Here is a 19,191-nt window from a genome sequence, read left to right as displayed (position 1 = left end):
CGGGGCGGATGTCGGGAGCCCGCCGTAGCGTGAGGGCATGCGCATCCTCCACACCTCCGACTGGCACATCGGGAGGTCCTTCCACGGGCACTCGACGCTGCCTGCGCTCCGGGAGGTGCTCGACGCGCTGATCGAGCAGGTTCGGGAGAACTCCGTCGATGTGGTGATCGTCGCGGGAGACGTCTTCGACTCATCGACGCCGCCGGCGGAGTGCTACACGCTGCTCACCGACATGCTCTCGGGGCTCGCTGATGCCGGTGCCGCCGTGGTCGTGACCAGCGGCAACCACGATTCGGCTGCCCGCCTGGGATTCCAGTCCGGCCTTCTGCGGGCGGGAATCCACGTCCTGACCGATCCGGCGACGCTGGACGCGCCGATCACGCTGACCGACGAACACGGGCCCGTGCACGTCTACGGCATCCCCTACCTCGAGCCCGCGCTGCTGCGACGGACCTGGCCCGGCGAGAAGCTGCGCACCCAGCACGACGCGATCGCGCACGCCATGGGACTCATCCGCGCAGACCATGCCGCGCGCGGTGGTCGCTCGATCGTCGTCTCCCACTGTTTCACCGCGGGCGTCGATCCCACTCCCGGCCTCGAGAGAGACATCCAACAGGGCGGACTCGACGTCGTCCCGCTCGCCGAGTTCGCGGGCATCGATTATGTCGCTCTCGGGCACATCCACGGTCGTCAGCAGCTCGCGCCCACCGTGCGGTACGCGGGCGCGCCGCTGCACTACAGCTTCGGCGAGGCCGACAAGCCGCGCGGCTCATGGCTTGTCGATCTCTCGGCTACCGGCGAAGCCTCTGTCACCTGGCTCGACCTGCCGATCCCGCGCCGCCTCGTCACGATTCGCGGGACGCTCGATGACCTGTGCTCCGCTGCTGACCACGAGCACGCCGCGGCAGCGTGGGTGCGAGCCGAATACACGGATGCCACACCGCAGCGCGATCCGCTGCGCCGACTGCAAGAGCGCTTCCCCTTCTGCGCGGCAGTGGTCCACGCCCCTGAGCGTCAGCACGAGCGCGACGATCAGACCTACGCCGGCCGCGTGCGGACGGCTCGGACCGACGTCGAACTCATCGGCGCCTTCCTTGCTCACGTCCGCGAGGGTGAGGGTGCCAGCCCGGCGGAGGCGGAGCTGATCTCCGAGGTGATCGAGGGTCGTACGGTAGCGGAGGCCGTCGCGTGAGGATCCACCGGGTGCAGATCGAAGGGTTCGGCCCCTTCCGAGAACGGCAGGATGTCGACCTCGACGCTCTCGCCCCCTCGGGGGTGTTCGTGATCGCCGGCCGCACCGGAGCGGGCAAGTCCAGCATCCTCGATGCCATCTGCTTCGCCCTCTACGGCACGGTCCCCCGCTATGACGGAGTCGATCGGCGCCTGCGCAGCGATCATTGCGGCCCCGACGATCCGACGCAGGTCACCCTGGAGTTCAGCACCGGAAGCGATCGGTGGCGCATCTCGCGCTCGCCGGACTACGAACGCCCCAAGCGTCGCGGCACCGGCATGACAATCGTCGCGGCCGACGCTCTGCTCGAGCGGCTGGAACCGGCTGCGGACGGCAGCGAGCACTGGGTGGGGTACGCCGCCGGGCCGCGGGACGTGGGCCACGCGATCCACCAGGTCGTCGGGCTCTCCCACCAGCAGTTCCTGCAGGTGATCCTGCTCGCCCAGAACCGGTTCTCGCAGTTCCTGCTGGCAGGAAACACCGATCGGCAGCGGGTGCTGCGAACGCTGTTCGGCACCCAGATCTACGAGGACTACGAGAAGCGCCTCGACGAACGCCGACGCGAGTCCGAGCGTGAACAGGAGCGCGATGCGGGGCACCTGCAGCGCCTGCAGAGTGACGTCGAAGCGCTCGCACGAGAGGCCGGATGGCACGTCTCGGACGAGACAATCGACCTGGAACGCGTGGCTGCCCGCGCGGGATACGATCTGCAGACCCGCGCTGACGCCGTCGAGCGGGCCGACGCGGCCCTGGCTGCCGCAGAAGCCGCGCACACCCGCGTGCGCCAGCTGCGCGAGCAGCAACAGCAGCGCAACGCCGCGCGCGAGCGTATGGCGGCGATCGAGATCGAGTCTGCGTCGCTCGCGCTGGATCGAGCGCTCCTCGAGGGCGCTCGCTCTGCCGAGCCGCTGCGCGCCGCGATCGACGAGGCGGCCCGCGCCCGTGCCGATGTCGAGGCGGCGGGCGCAGTCGAGGCGGCGGTGCTCGCTGACGCTGCGGCGGGGGTAGACGCCGCCCTCGATGTCGACGATCTGCTTGCCGTGGCCCAGGCGCTCACGGGGGACATCGCGCGATGGCAGGATGCCGAGAAAGCTGAGCAGCAACTCGCCGCAGACCGCGCCGACCTGACCCGAGTGGCAACGCAAGTGGATGCGGTTCGGGCGGTTCTCGCCGTGACCCGCGCCGCGCTCACCCTGGCCGAACAGGAGCGCGGGCGGCTCGGGGATGAGATCGAGAAACTGTCCATCGCTGCGGCGGGACTCGATGCAGCCCGCGCCGAGAGCGAGGACCTTGTCGCACGCCTGATCGCCGCGCGAGAGGCCGAAGCGGCGGCTGTCGAGCTTGCCCAGGCGAGCGCCGACCGGCTCGAGGCGTCGCGCGCCGTCGAAGAGGCTGTGGCCGGGTGGGGACAGCTTGTGCGTCGGCGCCTGGCCGGGTTTGCCGCTGAGCTTGCCGACGGGCTGACCGATGATGACCCTTGCCCCGTGTGCGGTTCGCTCGATCACCCCCAGCCCGCTCCGAGCAACCATGATCCCGTCACTGATGCTGTCCTCGCGGCCGCCGAAGAAGATCGCGACCGTGCCCTGGCGGTGGATCGCGAGAGCGCCGCGCGCCTAACCGCGATCACCGCGCGCGTCGATGCCGCCCGCGCTCGGGCGCAAGGCTCGGTCGAAGAACTTCAGGCGCGTCAGGGTGAAAGTCAGTCCCGGCTGGACGTCGCTGAGCGCGCAACCGAGGCACTCGATCACGCCCGCCGTCTGCGCGGTGATCTCGAGGCCCGTGAGCACGAACTGCGGGGAGAGCTGGACGTTGCTGCCGCTCGCCTGGCAGAACTCGACACCGCCAGCACTGTCCTGAGCGGTCGGATTGCCGAGGCTGAGGAAGCTGTCGCAACCGCGTGCGGTGCTTTCCCGAGCGTCCACGCGCGGATCGTCGACGCCGAGGCTCGGCGGCGAACCGCGCAGCGGCTCGCCGAGGCTCGCCGCGCTCATGAGGTCGCGCTCGAACGGCGGCAGGATGCCGATCGCAAGCTCGACGCGGAAGTCGCGGCATCCTCGTTCCCCGATGCCCCGTCAGCGCGCGCCGCGCTGCTCACACCCACCCAGCTCGAAGACCTGTCGTCGCGGCTGAGCGATCACGACGCCGCGAGACGCATCGCGAAGGAGCGGCTGCTCGAACTCGAGCTGCAGCTCGCCGACGCGCCCGATGACCTCGTCGACACAGACGCCTCGCTTGGCGAGGCGACGCTCGCTCGCGACACCTGGCAGCATGCCGTCGCCGAACTGGCAGCGGTGCGTGAGCGCGTCGCGCGTTTCGGTGACCTGCGACAGGCAATCGAGAAGCTCGATCGCGACGGACATGAGCGGCGCGAGCAACACCAGACCATCGTGCGTCTGGCCGACACACTCGCCGGGCGCGCCCCGAACACCATGCGCATGACGCTCGAGACCTTCGTCTTGGCCGCCGAACTCGAAGAGATCGTCGCTGCCGCGAACCTGCGTCTCGCCGACATGTCCGACGGGCGCTACCGTCTGGAACACACCGACGCGCTGGCGCGTCGCGGCGCCGCTTCGGGACTTGGGCTCCATGTCCACGACGCCTATACGGGCCGCACCCGCCCTCCCCAGTCCCTGTCCGGCGGCGAGACCTTCCTTGCCTCCCTCGCTCTCGCCCTGGGCCTCGCAGAGGTCGTCACGAGCCGTGCCGGCGGCATCCGACTCGACACGCTCTTCATCGATGAAGGGTTCGGGTCGCTGGATGCCGAGACTCTCGAGCTGGCGCTGCGCACCCTCGACGACCTGCGCTCGGGCGGCCGCACGATCGGCGTCATCAGTCACGTCGAGGCGATGAAAGAGCAGCTTCCGATCGGCATCCTCGTTGAGGCGACGCCCTACGGGTCGAGCGTCACCACCGAGGCCGCGCCCAGTCTGCTCTGATAGCGGGCGCTGCGTGACGATCCGTCACTGAGCTGGGGGGCATACGCTGGCAGGGTGGGTTCGGATTCGGGAGCGTCGTCGCAGCCACGAACCATCACCATCCCGCTCACCAACGCCGCACGGTGGCGAGCGTTTGCGGTAGCCGCGGCAGTAGCCGCGATCACAATCCTCGACCTGTCGAAGGTCAATGTTGCGCTGCCCTCGATCGAGCACGCGCTGGGCGCCGGGTCCACCGAACTCCAGCTGATCGTCTCGGGCTACGTCCTGACCTTCGGTCTGTTCCTGGTTCCCATGGGGCGCCTGGGCGACCAGCGTTCCCGCCGCGCGCTGTTTCTGGTCGGCCTGATCCTGTTCACTCTCGCAAGTCTCGGGTGCGCGCTGGCTCCGAACATCGTGGTCCTCATGGTCTTCCGGTTGCTGCAGGGTGTTGCTGCCGGCATCCAGATGCCGCAAGTCCTCGGGCTGATTCAGCAGATCTTCCAGGGGGCCGAGCGGGGGCGGGCGTTCGGCCTGTTCGGGGCGACAATCGGGCTCGCAACGGCGTTCGGGCCGACGCTCGGTGGGCTCATGATCGCCCTCGGCGGTCCGGATGACGGCTGGCGCTGGATCTTCTGGATGAACGTTCCCCTGGGAATCGCCGCGATCGCGGCGGCGGTCTGGGTGCTGCCGACCACCCGAGTCCACACGGGGCGCCGCATCGCTCTCGATCCGATCGGTGTGATCCTGTTCGGGGTCACGGTGCTCGCACTGATGTGGCCGTTCCTGTTCACCACGGGCTCACCCGACGACGACCCGCGTCGGTGGTGGTTGCTGACCGTCTTCGTCCTGTTCGCGACCCTGTTCGTCGCCTGGGAGCGGAGATATGCCGCCCGTGGGCACGCGCCGCTGATCCCGTTCTCGCTGTTTCGCATCGCGTCCTACCGCAACGGCACTCTGCTCGCGACCTCGTATTTCGCAGCCCTTCCCGCCCTGTTTCTGCTGACCACCCTGTACTTGCAGACGGGGCTCGAGCTTGAGCCGGTCTTCGCCGGGATGGTCACCATCGGCTTCGCGCTCCCGAGCGCGGCGGCCTCCTGGGTCGGCGGCAATCTCGTGACCCGCATCGGTCGCCCGTTGGTCGTCGGTGGACTCATCATGGTCCTGGTCTCGGCGACCGGTCTCGTGCTCGTCGCCGTCTTCGCCACCCCCGCGCTGACCCCGTGGCTGATGGGCACCGTGATGATCATCGGAGGCCTCGGGGGTGGGCTCGTGATCTCGCCGAACCAGACCCTTGCCCTCGCTGACGTGCCGGTATCCGAGGGAGGTCTTGCCGGCTCGGTGGGTCAGCTCGGTCAGCGCATCGGTACTGCGGTCGGCACCGCCGTGGCTCTTGCCCTGTTCTACGCCACGATCTATCGCGAGACGGGCAACCGGGACTCGCTGGCCGTCTACCACGGCGCCTATCTCATCGGGATGTCCTCAGTCGCGCTCTTCATTGCGCTGGCGTTCGTCGTCTCGATCGTCGACCTGTCTCGGCGCCGAGCGGCGGCACGGGATGCCGAAGCCGACGAGGCTGAGGAGCGTCGCGCGGGCCCGACCTGAGCCAGGAGCCCCAAGCTAGCGGCCTCAGAGACCGTAGTCTCGGCGCACCCGCTCCAGGAGCAGCACGCTGCAGGCATCCGTCGCTTCGCCCCAGTCCCACCGGGCGCCGTCTTGGGCCCGATCCGACACGGCCTTCAGTACCCGGATCGGCACGTCGTACTGCTGAGCGACCCACACATACGCGTAGACCTCCATATCGACGAGGGTCGCTCCCAGATCGCGGATGCCTGCGGCGGCGTCCGCGTCATCCACGAAGTGGTCGCCGGTCGCGATCGTATGGCCAGTCCCGCCGAACGAGAGCATGGTCGGGAGTGACACGTGCTGCCCAACGACATTGTCAAGGTCGGTCACATCGTGCTGGATCGCGGCAGTGACCTCGTGCACAGTGGCCTCGACATCCTCGTGGATGGCGCCGGCGGTGCCGACGACGACGATCTCGTCGTAGTCTCCGCGTTCCAGGGCGCGCGTAAGCGCGTGCGTTGCCTGGAGCTTTCCGGGGCCCGTGACGAGGCGGTCGAATCCGGGCAGCTCGTCGGGAAACGCAACCAGCTCGCGGTCGAGAGCCGCAACGAGAAGTCTCATGCCTTCATTTTGCCTGGCGTTTCGAGGTGTACGGGTTCACGCTCAGCGGCCAAGATGGGAGGCGACGACAGGAGGACGCAAGTGAAGTCTGTGGTGTTGGAAACTCCCGACGGGATCGATGTGCGGCTCGGGTGGGACCCGTCGATGAGCGAGCACGATCGCAAGCGCGTCCTGGCCAAGGAACTCGTCGCCGCCAAGCTCAAGCTCGACCCGAAAGACGTTCGGGTCGAGCGGGAAGCCCCGGCTCAGTTCGGGTTCCACACGCAGCTGTTCGCGAGCGTTGAGGGCAAGGAACTGCCCCTGCAGATCCGCAACGCAAGCTTCCGCGCAGCAACCGTGGTCGCTCTCACCGATCAGCCGTACACGATCGGCCTCGACATCCGCGACCTGCATCCCGACGAGGCCACCATCCACGAGATGCAGCGGCACTCACGTCTGTTCGACGAGTCCAACATCCTGAACCTCATCGACCACTGGACGCGCGTGCAGGCCGTGCGCGAGGCCGACGGCCGCGGTGCGCGCGTTGTGCCCGATGTCGTCAAGCTCGACGCGACCCGGCAGCGGGGGTGGGTGCCCGATCGCAGGGCGCAGTACACGATCCTCGATCTCTCTCGCGACGGCTTCGTCGTCACACTCGCTTTCGCCGACGCCGAGGACGCCCGCACTCCCGTGTGAGGTCGAGCCGAAAGGGATCAGGCGTCGGATGCCGGCTCTAGCGCGGCATCCAGTTCGGCAAGCCACACCCGGGCGTTGCCGTCAGAGGGGGCGCGCCAGTCGCCACGCGGCGACAGGGACCCGGCCGGCGAGACCTTCGGGCCGTTCGGGATAGCTGAGCGCTTGAACTGCGCGAACCCGAAGAAGCGCTGCAGGAACACCCGCAGCCAGCGCACCACGGTGTCCCGGTCGTACGCATATCGCTCGTCGAGCGGGAATCCGGGGGGCCAGGCGCCCGCATCCGCATCCCGCCACGCCCGTTCAGCGAGGAAGGCGATCTTCGAAGGCCGCAGGCCGTACCGCAGCACGTGGAAGAGGGTGAAGTCGTGCAGGGCGTAGGGGCCGATACGATCCTGCGTCGACTGGATCTTGCCATCCTCGTCCGCGGGCACGAGTTCCGGGCTGATTTCGGTGTCGAGCACCGACTGCAGCACGGTGGTCGCCTCGCGGGTGAGGGCGGCGGCTCCCTGGTCTTCACCGTGCGCGATGACCCACCGGATGAGGTGTTGGATGAGGGTCTTCGGGACCCCCGTGTTCACCGCGTAATGGCTCATGTGGTCGCCGACGCCATAGGTAGCCCAGCCGAGCGCCAGCTCCGACATGTCGGAGGTGCCGATGACGATGCCGCCGTTCTGGTTTGCCAGGCGGAACAGCAGATCAGTGCGGACGCCGGCCTGCACGTTCTCGAATGTGACGTCGTAGACCGGCTCTCCCTGGCTGAACGCGTGTCCGATGCTGTGGAGGATCTCGGATGCCGTGGGACGGATGTCGATCGTCTCGATCGACGCGCCGATGGCTGTCGCCAGGGCCACCGCATTGGACTTCGTGTGGTCGCTGGTCGCGAAACCGGGGAGCGTGTAGGCGAGGATATCGGAGCGTGGCCGCCCCATCCGGTCCATCGCCCGGGCGATGACGAGCAGCGCGTGGGTTGAGTCCAGCCCACCGCTGACGCCGATCACCGGCTTCGGGTCGCCGATCGCCCGCATCCGCTGCACGAGGCCCTCGACCTGGATGTTGAAGGCCTCGTAGCAGTCCTGCGCGAGGCGGGCGGGGTCGTCGGGGACGAACGGGAACCGGTCGAGGTGACGGCGCAGCCCGACATCCGTGGCAGGCGGGTCGAGGACGAACTCGACCCTGACGAAGTCGTCGGCGCCGAGCGCACTGCGGTTGTCATCGAACGTGCCCTGGCGGATGCGATCTTGACGGAGCTTGTCGAGATCGATGTCGGCGACGCTGCGGCGCGGGCCGTCGGGGAAGCGCTCGGTTTCGGCGAGCAGCGCGCCGGCCTCGTAGACCATCGTCTGGCCGTCCCACGACAGGTCGTTCGTCGATTCGCCCAGGCCCGCTGCGGCGTAGACGTAGGCGCTCAGGCACCGTAGCGACTGCGACTGCACGAGGATGCGGCGATCCTCGGCCCTGGCGATCGTGATCGGGCTTCCCGAGAGGTTGGCGATCACGCTCGCTCCCGCCAGTGCTGCCCGGGATGACGGCGGAACGGGCACCCACATGTCTTCGCACACCTCGACATGAAGGACGAGGCCCTCGATGTCGCGGGCCTCGAAGAGCAGGTTCGTGCCGAAGACGGTCTCGAGATCGCCGATCCGGATCGCCTCGCCCGACCACGCCTCGCCCGGTGCGTACCAGCGCCGCTCGTAGAACTCGCGGTACGTGGGCAGGTACGTCTTCGGCACGACGCCGAGCACCTCGCCGCGATGGATGACGACCGCACAGTTGTAGAGGCGGTTGCGGTGGTGCAGGGGGGCGCCGACCACCAGCACGGGGAAGAGGTCGACGGATGCCGCCACGATGCGCTCGATGGCGCTGGCCACACCGTCCAGAAGCGCGTCCTGCATGACGAGGTCGTCGATGGCGTAGCCCGACAGGCAGAGCTCCGGGAACACGGCGACGGCAACGGCATCCGCGTCGCACTCGCGTGCTGCTGCAAGAACCGCCTCGGCGTTGATGGCGGGGTCGGCTACTGCGACCGGGATCGTGCACGCCGCGACGCGCGCGAATCCGTGGCGGTACGCGCTTTCGAACGGCAGGCTCGTGCTCACGCCTCCAGTCTCGCACTTCGCGTCCTGCCGCGCCGAGAAGCCCGCGACTGCACCGTGCCCGGCATCCTGGCTGGGTCGTGTCGGATGCCCCGGCTATCGTCGGGAGCGGAAAGGCATCATGCGATACATCGAGAGCGAGCGTCGGTTCGTCTGGAGTGCGAGCGACCTCAAGGCCGCCGCCGAGTGCGAGTTCGCCTGGGTGCGGGCCATCGACGCGAAGCTCGGTCGGGTCGATCCGGTGGAGGATCCGGTTGATCTCACCCTCGAACGCGCTGGACGACTGGGCGGCGTCCACGAACGACGAACGCTCGAGGCGTACCGCGAACGCTTCGACGGCGCCGTCGTGGAGATTCCCGAGACCGCCTCCTCGGATGCCGAAGCCCTGGCTCACGCCGTCGCGCTCACCAACGACGCGCTGCGGTCCGACGACGCGGCCGTGATCTATCAGGCGAGCTTCGCCGACGACGAGTTCGTGGGTTTCGCGGATTTCCTCCTGCGGGATTCGGACGGGCGCTGGATCGTACAGGACACCAAGCTGGCCCGCCATGCGCGCGTCACCGCGCTCATGCAGCTCGCGGCATACGTCGACCGACTCGACCAGCTGGGGGTGCCCCGGTCCAGCGAGGTCCAGTTGTTGCTCGGCGACGGATCGACCAGCACCCACCGCGTCGACGACCTCCTTCCGGTCTATGCCCTGCGCCGCCAGCGTCTCCGTGCGCTCCTGGCAGACCGGCTCTCGGCATCCGCCCCGGTCGCGTGGGATGACCCGCGCGGCGACTTGGGGATCGTCGCGTGCGGCAGGTGCCCGACGTGCGAGCTCGAGGTCGTCGCGAGCCGGGATCTGCTGCTGGTGGCAGGCATCCGTCCCGTTCAGCGCGAACGGATGCAGGCAGCGGGCATCCGCACGATCGATGATCTGGTCGGCGCGAGCACGACGCCGGCGGGGATGAACCCCGACACCTTCGCGATGCTGCAGACCCAGGCGAGGCTCCAGCTGCGAACGGCCGCCGGGGTGGGTGCCTTCGACTCGTCAGCCGCCGTGGATGCCGCACCCGGTGCCCCTGCCGCGCCAGCCCCGCCGCCATTCGAGGTCGTCGCACCGGCTGCCCTGGCCGCGTTGCCAAGGCCCGACCACGGCGACCTGTTCTTCGACTTCGAGGGTGACCCGCTCTATACCGAGGCGGTCGATGGTGATGCGCGCGCAGCCGAGCATCCGATCTCGTGGGGTCTGGACTATCTGTTCGGCTGGGTCGATGAGCGCGAGCAGTACAGCGCGCTGTGGGCCCACTCCTTCGCCGACGAGCGGGCTGCCCTCGAGACCTTTCTCGACATGGTCGCGGTACGCCGTGCGGCACACCCCGCCATGCACATCTACCACTACGCGCCCTACGAGCCCACGCACCTCCTGCAGATGGCTGCCCGATACGGGGTTCGGGAGGCAGAAGTCGATCGCCTCCTGCGCGATGGGGTCTTCGTCGACCTCTATCCCGTGGTCAGACGCGCGCTGCGCGTGGGGTCGCGTTCGTACTCGATCAAGAAACTCGAGCCCCTGTACATGGGCGACGAGGTCCGCACGAGCGATGTGCAGCGCGGCGATGACTCGATCGTGAGATACGTCGAGGCACGGTCGCTCGCCGAAGACGGTGACGCGGATGCCGCGCAGCTCATCCTCGACGACATCGCCGACTACAACCGCTACGACTGTGTCTCGACCCGGCGCCTGCGCGATTGGCTCGTCGACCGCGCTCGGGAGACGGGTCGGCGCCCGGCAGCGAATCCGGAACCGAGCGAGACCGGCTACGAACCCTCACCGCAGGCGACGACGCTGCTGCGCCTGGCGGGTGAGACCTCCGATGAAGCCGACGCGCAGGCACTGCGCCTCGCCGCCGCAGCGATCGACTACTACCCGCGTGAGGCGAAGTCGTTCTGGGCCACCCACTACCTGCGGCTTCGCGAACCGATGTCGCTGTGGGAAGACACGCGAGACGTCGTTGCCGTGGACCCGGCGCGTTCCCGCATCCGTGAGGACTGGCACAGGCCCGAGGGCTCACGAGCAGACCGGCGCGTGATCGAGGTGCGCGGCGAGCTCGCGCCTGGCACACGTCTCCGCCCCGGAGCCGACCCCTTCGCGATCTACGAGCTGCCCGCGCCCTTCCCGTTCGACGCCTCAGCGCGGTGGATTCACGCCGACCATCGGGTCAGCGTCATCGAGGAGCTCGAGGACGGTGTGGTCATCGAAGAGCGCGCCGTCGAGGGTTTCACCTGGCAGGACCTGCCGATCGCGCTGACGCCCGCTGCCCCACCTCGCGCGGCAAGTCAGCAGACCGCCATCGACGCGTGGGCGGCTGCCGTCATCGACGCCCACCCGAGATTCCCGAAAGACCCGGCATCCGACATCCTGCGGCGACTGCCGGCACGATTGCTCGCGGCTGAGCCGGCGACGGTCGCTGCGGACGCGGATGACGTCGACGCGCTCGTCGAAGCAGTACTCCGCCTCGACCACAGTGCCCTGTCGGTGCAGGGACCTCCCGGCACCGGCAAGACGTACGTCGGTTCGCACGTGATTCAGCGGCTCGTCGCCGAGCACGGCTTCCGGGTGGGTGTCGTCGCCCAATCGCACGCGGTGGTCGAACACATGCTCGGCCGTGTCATCGCGGCGGGGGTGCCCGCTTCTCGAGTCGGCAAGGCGCCAAAGGATGCTGACGCCGATGTGCCCTTCACCGTGATCCCGAAGAACGGCGTGCCGGCGTTCGCGGCCGAGAACGCGGCAACCGGCTTCGTCGTCGGTGGGACGGCATGGGATTTCAGCCACGAAGGTCGTGTGCCGCGCGGAAGCCTCGACCTGCTCGTGATCGACGAGGCCGGTCAGTTCTCCCTCGCATCCACGATCGCCGTCTCGCTCGCAGCCCCGCGGCTGCTGCTCATCGGAGATCCTCAGCAGCTTCCGCAGGTGAGCCAGGGGACCCATCCGGAGCCGGTCGATACGTCGGCGCTCGGGTGGATCATGGACGGCGAGGACGTCATCCCGCCGAGTTTCGGGCGCTTCCTCGCTGCCTCGCGGCGGATGCATCCCGCCGTCACCGCCCCGGTCTCCGACCTGTCGTACCGCGGTGCGCTGCGCGCTCACCCCAGCACAGCGCTGCGGCGAGTCGAGGGTGTGAGGGCCGGCGTCGTTCCGGTGCCGGTTCGTCATCGCGGCCGGGCTACCCAGTCGCCGGAGGAGGCCGGGACGGTCGTCGAGATCGTGCGCGATCTCGTCGGGCGCTCGTGGACGGATGTCGTCGTGGACGACGGTGACAGCTCGGCGACCAGCGCGCCATCCCGGCCTCTGCGGGCTTCCGACATCATCGTCGTGACGCCGTACAACGCGCAGCAGGTGCTCGTGGAGTCAGCGCTCTCGGCCGCCGGGTTTCCGGACGTGCCGGTCGGGACGGTCGACCGCTTTCAGGGGCAGGAGGCTGCCGTCGCGATCGTGTCGCTCGCGGCATCCTCGGGTCGAGACGCACCCCGAGGACTCGAATTCCTGCTGCTGCGCAACCGCCTGAACGTCGCCATCTCGCGGGCGATGCACACCGCCTACATCGTCTACTCGCCGGGGCTGCTGGACGATCTTCCACGCACGCCCGAGGGAGTGGCTCGCCTCAGCGGATTTGCGCGGTTGGTCGGCGCCGTACCCACCGAGACGGGCAGGGCGATGGATGCTGCTTCGGCGGTTCCAGCGATGAGTGCGGTGGTTCCCGGAGGCGATACCCCCGTCGGCTAGGATCCGGCCGAGGCTCGCTCGCGCCTCGGATCTCGGGAGTACATCATGCCGGTCATCGATAGTGCCATCTATGTCGACGGGGTGCGGGTCGAGAGCCCGACGTCGCTCGAGGAGGCGTACCGGCTTCGACAAGAGCTCCATGGGTTCGCGTGGATCGGGCTGTACCGTCCCACGGCAGAGGAATGGGACTCGGTCTCGCGGGAGTTCGACCTCCATCCGCTCGCGGTCGAGGATGGTTCGACGGGTCACCAACGCGCGAAGGTGGAGCGGTACGACCGCACGCTGTTCGTCGTGTTGCGCCCGGCCCGCTACGACGACGCTCGAGAGCGCGTGGAGTTCGGTGAGGTACACCTCTTCGTGGGACACGGCTTCGTGATCAGCATCCGGCTCGCCGAGTCTCCCGATCTTGCCGCAGTGCGCCGGCGCCTCGAGAGCACACCCGAGCTGCTACGGCTCGGCTCGGAGGCGGTTCTCTACGCCGTTCTCGACCGGGTCGTCGATGACTATGAGCCGGTCATCGGTGGCATCGAGAACGACATCGATGAGATCGAAGACCAACTCTTCGGAGACGCCAACGACGAGTTCCTCTCGCGGCGGATCTACGAGTTGTATGGTGAGGCCGCTGCGTTCGGCCGGGCGGTCCACCCGCTGATCGGCATGATCGAGCGCCTGAGGCGGGGATACGAGAAGTTCGACGTCGATCTGGAACTGCGCCGCCATATGCGGGACGTCCTCGACAACGTCACCCGAGTAAGCGAGCGGGTCCAGTCATCGCAAGCTCTGCTCGACAAGGCGCTGACCGTTCACTCGGCCCTTGTCGCTCGTCACCACACCGAAGTGTCGATGCGTCAAGACGAGCAGGTCAAGAAGATCTCGGGATGGGCGGCGATCATCTTCGCGCCGAGCCTTATCGCCGGGGTCTACGGGATGAACTTCGATTACATGCCCGAGCTTCATTGGCCGTGGGGCTACCCCATGGCGATCGGAATGATGCTGGCGTTCGCAGGCGGGCTGTACGCGATCTTCCGCTCGCGCAAGTGGCTCTAGCGGCGACCCGGCGCGCAGCCGGGCACCGTCAGTGCGCGAGCCGTCAGACCGTGCCGTACAGGCGATCGCCGGCGTCGCCGAGGCCCGGCACGATGTAGCCGCGCTCGTTGAGGCGCTCGTCGATGGCGCCGAGCACCAGCGTCACATCGCGACCGTCGACCTGCTTCTCGATCGCGGCCACTCCCTCCGGGGCGCCGAGCAGGCAGATCGCTGTCACGTCCTGGGCGCCGCGGTCGAAGAGGAAGTCGATTGCCATTCCGAGCGAGCCGCCGGTTGCAAGCATCGGATCGAGCACGAAGCACTGCCGGTCGCTCAGGTCGGCCGGCAGTCGCTCGGCGTAGGTCGTGGGCTCGAGGGTCTCTTCGTTGCGCACCATGCCGAGGAACCCGACCTCGGCGGTGGGGAGGAGCTTCACCATCCCGTCGAGCATCCCGAGGCCCGCGCGCAGGATCGGAACCACGATCGGACGAGGTTCGCTGATCTTCACGCCGGTCGTTTCGGTCACGGGCGTGCGGATGGTGATCTCGGACACCCGGACGTTGCGCGTCGCCTCGTAGGCAAGAAGGGTCACGAGTTCCTCGGTCAATTGCCGGAAGACCGGCGACGGCGTGCGCTCGTCCCGGAGGACGGTGAGCTTGTGCGTGATGAGCGGGTGATCGGCGACGTGCAAGCGCATACGCCTCAGAGTAGTCCTAGGCTCGTGGCGTGACCCACGCCGACACCGACCGCACGGCGATGGGCCGCGCGCTCGAGCTCGCGCGCGATGCCGGAGGAGCCGGCGAGGTTCCGGTCGGCGCCGTCGTTCTCGATGAGACAGGGGTGATCATCGGAGAGGGTCGAAACACACGCGAGGCGACGACCGATCCGACAGCGCATGCCGAAGTCGTCGCGATGCGTGAGGCAGCCCAGACACGGGTTTCCTGGAACCTCGAGGGATGCACCCTGGTCGTGACGCTCGAGCCATGTCTCATGTGTGCCGGCGCCCTGCTCCAGGCACATGTCTCCCGGCTGGTCTTCGGTGCGTGGGACGACAAGGCGGGAGCCGCCGGGTCGCTCTACGACGTCGTCCGGGATCGCCGGCTGCCGGTTCGCGCCGAAGTGGTCGCGGGAGTGGAGGCGGATGCCGCGGCATCCGTGCTGCGCGACTTCTTCGCCGCCCGCCGCGACGCCTGATCGCGGAAGCCGCTAGCGGGGCAGGCGGGGGAGGATGTCGGACCCGAGCTCCTCGAGCTGGTCGAGATCAGTCAGATCGACCTGCTGGAAGTAGATCCGGGTCGCGCCGAGCGCAGCCAGACGCTCGACCTTCGGGATGATCTCGTCGGCGCCGCCGACGAACATCGCCTCGCCCTCGGCGCCGCCCCGATCCCGGCCGATCGCGGCCAGTCTCCGGTCGAGAGTGGCATCGTCCTGCCCGACCACGGTGGGGAGCGCGACCGAGAGCTTGAGTGAACCGGGGGCCCGCCCGGCGTCGACGCATGCCTGCAGCACGCGTTCGAACGCGTCGGCAACCTTGTCCTCGGGTTGGAAGCCGATGTTGAACTCTGTGGCGAATCGTGCCGCCAGCGCGGGGGTGCGCTTGAGCCCCCCGCCGCCGATGACGACGGGAACCTGCGGTTGCACGGGCTTGGGCAGCGCTGGTGACTGAGTCAGTCGGTAGGCAGCGCCATCGTGGTCGAACGTCTGGCCTTCGGGCGTTTCCCAGAGGCCGGTGATCACCTCGAGCTGCTCTTGGAACAGGTCGAATCGCCTCGCGGGGAAGGGGATGCCGTAGGCCTCGTGCTCCTGCTCGAACCACCCCGCTCCGAGGCCAAGCTCAGCGCGGCCGCCTGACATCTCGTCGACCTGCGCCACCTGAATGGCGAGGACGCCGGGGTGACGGAAGGTCACCGGCGAGACGAGTGTGCCCAGGCGAACCCGCTCGGTTTCCCGGGCGAGCCCGGCAAGGGTCGTCCACGCATCCGTCGGGCCGGAGAGCGGGTCACCGGTGCCCATGGCGAGGTAGTGGTCCGAGCGGAACCAGCCATCGAACCCGAGGCGCTCCGTTGCCTGGGCGCTCACCAGCTGCTGCGCGTACGAGAACCCCTGCTGTGGCTCGGTGAAGACGCAATACTCCATGACTGCCTTTCTAGGGGTGGGTCTGGGTACCGTCGGGAGCCGAAGCCCCGGCCACACTGGTGTCGGCAATCGGTTCAGTTGGGGAGTGGTATATGTCGGGCTCGAGATAGATCACCCGCGCGATCGGGACGACCTCGCGGATCCGTGCCTCGATGGCGTCGATGTCGGCGGCTACCTCTCCGAGGGTCTTGTCGGAGGTGAACCCGAGCTTGCCGGCGACCATGAGTTCGTCGGGGCCCAGGTACAACGTCTTCAGATGGATGACGCGCTCGATCTCGTCTCCGCTCTCGATCGCGCTGACGATGCGGTCTCGATCGGCGCGCGTTGCGCCCTCGCCGACGAGCAAGCTCTTGGTCTCGATGCCGAGCGTGACGGCAACCAGGATCAGCAGCGTGCCGATGAGGAGGGTTCCGATCGCGTCGTAGACCGGGTTGCCCGTCAGCCACGTCATCCCGACGCCGAAGAGGGCGAAGACCAAGCCGGTCAGCGCCGCGACATCCTCGAGCAGCACGACCGGCAGCTCCGGAGCCTTCGCGTGGCGGACGAACGATACCCACGATTGGTTCTTGGTGCGCACGAGGTTGCTCTCGCGAATCGCCGTGCGCAGTGAGAACGACTCAAGGCCGATCGCGATGAACAGCACGATGACCGGCACCCACACGTTCTCGAGCTCGTGAGGATGCGTGAGCTTGTCGATGCCCTCATAGATCGAGAAGAGCCCACCGACCGAGAACAGGATGATCGAGACGACGAATGCGTACACGTAGCGCTCGCGGCCGTAGCCGAACGGATGCTCCGCGTCGGCTGCACGCCGCGATTGACGACCGCCCAGCAGGAGCAGCAGCTGGTTCCCGGAATCGGCCACCGAGTGGATGGCCTCGGCGAGCATCGACGCCGATCCGGAAACGAACCACGCGACGAACTTCGCCAGCGCGATGCCCATGTTTGCGAGGAACGCCGCAATGATGGCGCGATTACCGCCCGATGCACTCATGAGCGGGAGTCTAGGCCCGTCGAGTGCCGGTTTCGTGCCGCTCAGTCGGCGGAGCGCAGGATGATCGTCTCGGTCGCGGGGAGTGAGGTCGGCGGCTGCCCGATGTAGCCGATGACCTGCAGCAGCGCGTGGCGGAACTCGACGGGGCGCTCGAGGTGCGGTGAGTGGCCAACACCCTCCAGGCTCAACTCTTCGACGTGCCCGCCAGCCGCCGCGTAAGCCTCGAGCACGTCACGGGTCTGCGACACCATCTGCTGGGCGGGAGCGACATCCTCCCCGGGCCAGCCTGGGATGATGCCGAGAGCGCCGAGGTGGTTGAGGTCGTAGAACGAGGCATCCGACACGATCGCGTCAGCCGTCCCGTGCACCCAGAGGATCGGCGGCTTGGGTTCGATCTCGACGATCGATGAGGTGTTGAAGTACTTCGGCGCCATGGTGTTGAGCACCCCGACGCTCCCCGCGGCAAAGCCTGGCCAGTTGTCGCTGGGCACACCGTCACCGGGGTAGTTTCCGGATGCCGTGGATGTCGTCAGCATCGAGGCCACCCAGATGTCCTCGTTCTCGCTGCTGTAGCCGGGAGCCACGTAGCCGGAGCGGAAGACGCTGCGGGGCGAGGTCTGTGCCTCATCGCTCGTGTCGCCGGCGTTCAGCCGCTCGACGAAGTCGGGGTTGCCGCCGCCGCCGCCGGTGCCTGCATCGTCGTCGGTCAGGCGGCTGCCGTCACGGCGCGTGCCGCCGAAGCCGTACGGCGAGACCGGGGCCTGCAGCGTCAGGCTGAGGACGGGGTGATCGATCGCGTACTGCATGACGACGCCGCCGCCCATCGACCAGCCCACGAAGTGTGCGGTGGGGATGCCGAGAGCCTCCATCGTTGCGAACACGTCGTCACTGAAGTCGCGGACTCCGCGGGTGGCGTCCACCGGCAGGTTCTCGGTTCCTCCGAAGCCGCGCAGATCGATCGCGATGACGCGGAGATCGGACGGCAGATCCTGCATGATCTCCTGCCAGAACAGCGCAGACGACACATTCCCGTGCACGAACACGACAGTTCGGTCAGCGGGTGTCGTCGGGTCATCCTCGGTGCGCTCCAGGATGTTCACGGCGAGCCGAGGAGTCTCGATCGTGCGAGAGACAATGCCATCGAAAAGGGTCATAGCGGATCCTTGGTTCTCGAGTGTTCTGGAGTGGCCCAGGCCGGGGACGCGTGCGTTGCGCCGACTCCTCCGACGATAGCCCGCCCGTGCTGTGAGAAGGGAGACGCCGAGCGTGAAAATTGACAGAACGTGCGCGCCTAGGATGACGCCATGGCATCCTCTGCACCGTCCTTCGTCGTCGCCGTCCTCGGAGCAGGTTCGATGGGGGGTGCGATCGCGCGCGGGGTCGCCGCATCCGGCTCAGCCGATGTCATTGCGACCAACCGCTCGAGGCAAAAGGCCGCCGTCCTCGCCGACCTCCCGGGTATCCGCAGCTATGCACTCGAGGTGTCCCCGGAGCGTAACCGCCTGTCTGCCGCGGAAGCCGACGTGATTCTCGTCGGTGTCAAGCCCGCGATGGTCCCGGACCTGCTGCGCGAGATCGCTCCGTCGCTGCGGCCCGGGGCAATCGTGGTGAGTCTGGCCGCCGGCGTGACGACGGCGACATATGAAGCGTTGCTTCCCGAGAGCGTCGCCGTGCTGCGATCCATGCCGAACACACCAGCCCTGGTCAGCCGGGCCGTCACGGGACTTGCGGCAGGCTCACGCGCGAGCGAGGCTGACCGCGCGAGAGTGCGCGGCCTGTTCGAGACAGTCGGGGTCGTCGTCGAGGTCGACGAGGAGCAGATCGATGCCCTGGGCACGATCTCGGGGTCGGGACCTGCCTACGTCTACCTCCTCATCGAGGAGTTGGCCCGGGCAGCCGAGGGCAAGGGCTTCACACCCGAGCAGGCAAGGCTGCTCGTCGAGCAGACCTTCATCGGCGCGGGCGCGCTGCTAGAGGCATCCGGAGAGGACCCGAGAGAGTTGCGCCGGCAGGTGACCAGCCCGAAGGGCACGACCGAGCGGGCGATCGCGGTGCTTCAGGATGCCGATCTGGGCGCCCTCTTCGGACGGGCGACGGATGCCGCGCTCGCCCGCTCGCGCGAGCTCGCCGCAGGCTCCTGACCGAACCTTCCGCGCGAGGGGCCGCGACAC

The 19,191-nt window shown here is 68.1% G+C and carries 14 protein-coding genes; 8 read left to right on the top strand and 6 right to left on the bottom strand.

Translation table 11 applies throughout. From position 1 onward, the window contains the following. The first annotated feature begins 37 nt into the window (after window positions 1–37). The 3 genes from AB0O89_RS02015 (at window position 38) to AB0O89_RS02005 (ending at window position 5,748) form a co-directional block, all read left to right on the top strand. The gene (locus tag AB0O89_RS02015; RefSeq protein ID WP_228177842.1) at window positions 38–1,192 is read left to right on the top strand and encodes an exonuclease SbcCD subunit D; all 1,155 of its coding nucleotides are present in this window, start codon (window positions 38–40) and stop codon (window positions 1,190–1,192) included. A gap of 11 nt (window positions 1,193–1,203) precedes the next feature. Continuing rightward, window positions 1,204–4,167: an SMC family ATPase gene (locus tag AB0O89_RS02010; RefSeq protein WP_363493758.1), complete on the top strand. Its 2,964-nt coding sequence runs from the start codon at window positions 1,204–1,206 to the stop codon at window positions 4,165–4,167. A 93-nt stretch (window positions 4,168–4,260) separates the two neighbouring features. Beyond that, window positions 4,261–5,748, top strand: coding sequence for an MFS transporter (locus AB0O89_RS02005; RefSeq protein WP_363494127.1), 1,488 nt, complete (start codon window positions 4,261–4,263; stop codon window positions 5,746–5,748). A gap of 24 nt (window positions 5,749–5,772) precedes the next feature. Here the strand turns inward: AB0O89_RS02005 and AB0O89_RS02000 are convergent, their stop codons facing one another. After that, on the bottom strand, window positions 5,773–6,330 hold the full coding sequence (locus AB0O89_RS02000) for a nucleoside phosphorylase (RefSeq protein WP_292710832.1): 558 nt from the start codon (window positions 6,328–6,330) through the stop codon (window positions 5,773–5,775). A 93-nt stretch (window positions 6,331–6,423) separates the two neighbouring features. Between AB0O89_RS02000 and AB0O89_RS01995 the strand changes: the two genes are divergently transcribed. Further along, the gene (locus tag AB0O89_RS01995; RefSeq protein ID WP_292710959.1) at window positions 6,424–7,005 is read left to right on the top strand and encodes a hypothetical protein; all 582 of its coding nucleotides are present in this window, start codon (window positions 6,424–6,426) and stop codon (window positions 7,003–7,005) included. 17 nt (window positions 7,006–7,022) lie between these two features. Here AB0O89_RS01995 and AB0O89_RS01990 read toward each other — a convergent pair whose 3' ends face one another. Then, the gene (locus AB0O89_RS01990) at window positions 7,023–9,101 is read right to left on the bottom strand and encodes an NAD(+) synthase (RefSeq protein WP_363493756.1); all 2,079 of its coding nucleotides are present in this window, start codon (window positions 9,099–9,101) and stop codon (window positions 7,023–7,025) included. Between the two features lie 118 nt (window positions 9,102–9,219). Here AB0O89_RS01990 and AB0O89_RS01985 point away from each other — a divergent pair, with 118 nt between their 5' ends. Together AB0O89_RS01985 and AB0O89_RS01980 are read left to right on the top strand one after the other, a co-directional pair. Beyond that, window positions 9,220–12,864: a TM0106 family RecB-like putative nuclease gene (locus AB0O89_RS01985; RefSeq protein ID WP_363493754.1), complete on the top strand. Its 3,645-nt coding sequence runs from the start codon at window positions 9,220–9,222 to the stop codon at window positions 12,862–12,864. Between the two features lie 45 nt (window positions 12,865–12,909). Next, window positions 12,910–13,911 (top strand): magnesium and cobalt transport protein CorA, encoded by a 1,002-nt coding sequence (locus AB0O89_RS01980; protein ID WP_292710823.1) that lies wholly within the window; start codon window positions 12,910–12,912, stop codon window positions 13,909–13,911. 43 nt (window positions 13,912–13,954) lie between these two features. Here AB0O89_RS01980 and upp read toward each other — a convergent pair whose 3' ends face one another. Then, the gene (gene upp, locus AB0O89_RS01975; protein WP_292710820.1) at window positions 13,955–14,587 is read right to left on the bottom strand and encodes a uracil phosphoribosyltransferase; all 633 of its coding nucleotides are present in this window, start codon (window positions 14,585–14,587) and stop codon (window positions 13,955–13,957) included. A 59-nt stretch (window positions 14,588–14,646) separates the two neighbouring features. On the opposite strand from upp, the gene AB0O89_RS01970 reads away from it, so the two are divergent. Next, complete coding sequence (locus AB0O89_RS01970) at window positions 14,647–15,084, top strand: nucleoside deaminase (protein WP_363494125.1); 438 nt, start codon at window positions 14,647–14,649, stop codon at window positions 15,082–15,084. 12 nt (window positions 15,085–15,096) lie between these two features. On the opposite strand, the gene AB0O89_RS01965 is transcribed toward AB0O89_RS01970, so the two are convergent. From AB0O89_RS01965 to AB0O89_RS01955, 3 genes are read right to left on the bottom strand one after another with little or no spacing between them, the layout of a single operon-like run. Next, window positions 15,097–16,026 carry an LLM class F420-dependent oxidoreductase gene (locus AB0O89_RS01965; RefSeq protein WP_363493751.1) on the bottom strand — a complete coding sequence of 310 codons (930 nt, stop codon included), beginning with the start codon at window positions 16,024–16,026 and terminating at the stop codon, window positions 15,097–15,099. Between the two features lie 10 nt (window positions 16,027–16,036). Continuing rightward, complete coding sequence (locus AB0O89_RS01960; protein ID WP_292710814.1) at window positions 16,037–17,020, bottom strand: cation diffusion facilitator family transporter; 984 nt, start codon at window positions 17,018–17,020, stop codon at window positions 16,037–16,039. A 41-nt stretch (window positions 17,021–17,061) separates the two neighbouring features. Next, the gene (locus tag AB0O89_RS01955; RefSeq protein ID WP_292710811.1) at window positions 17,062–18,174 is read right to left on the bottom strand and encodes an alpha/beta hydrolase; all 1,113 of its coding nucleotides are present in this window, start codon (window positions 18,172–18,174) and stop codon (window positions 17,062–17,064) included. Between the two features lie 150 nt (window positions 18,175–18,324). Here AB0O89_RS01955 and proC point away from each other — a divergent pair, with 150 nt between their 5' ends. Beyond that, window positions 18,325–19,161 carry a pyrroline-5-carboxylate reductase gene (proC, locus tag AB0O89_RS01950; RefSeq protein WP_331792240.1) on the top strand — a complete coding sequence of 279 codons (837 nt, stop codon included), beginning with the start codon at window positions 18,325–18,327 and terminating at the stop codon, window positions 19,159–19,161. Window positions 19,162–19,191 lie beyond the last annotated feature (30 nt).

Origin of the sequence: Microbacterium sp. NPDC076895, from assembly GCF_040687115.1 — a bacterium.
Classification (GTDB): Bacteria; Actinomycetota; Actinomycetes; order Actinomycetales; family Microbacteriaceae; genus Microbacterium.
The sequence above is the reverse complement of the archived record's forward strand: the minus strand, read 5'-3'. Positions and strand labels throughout refer to the sequence as shown.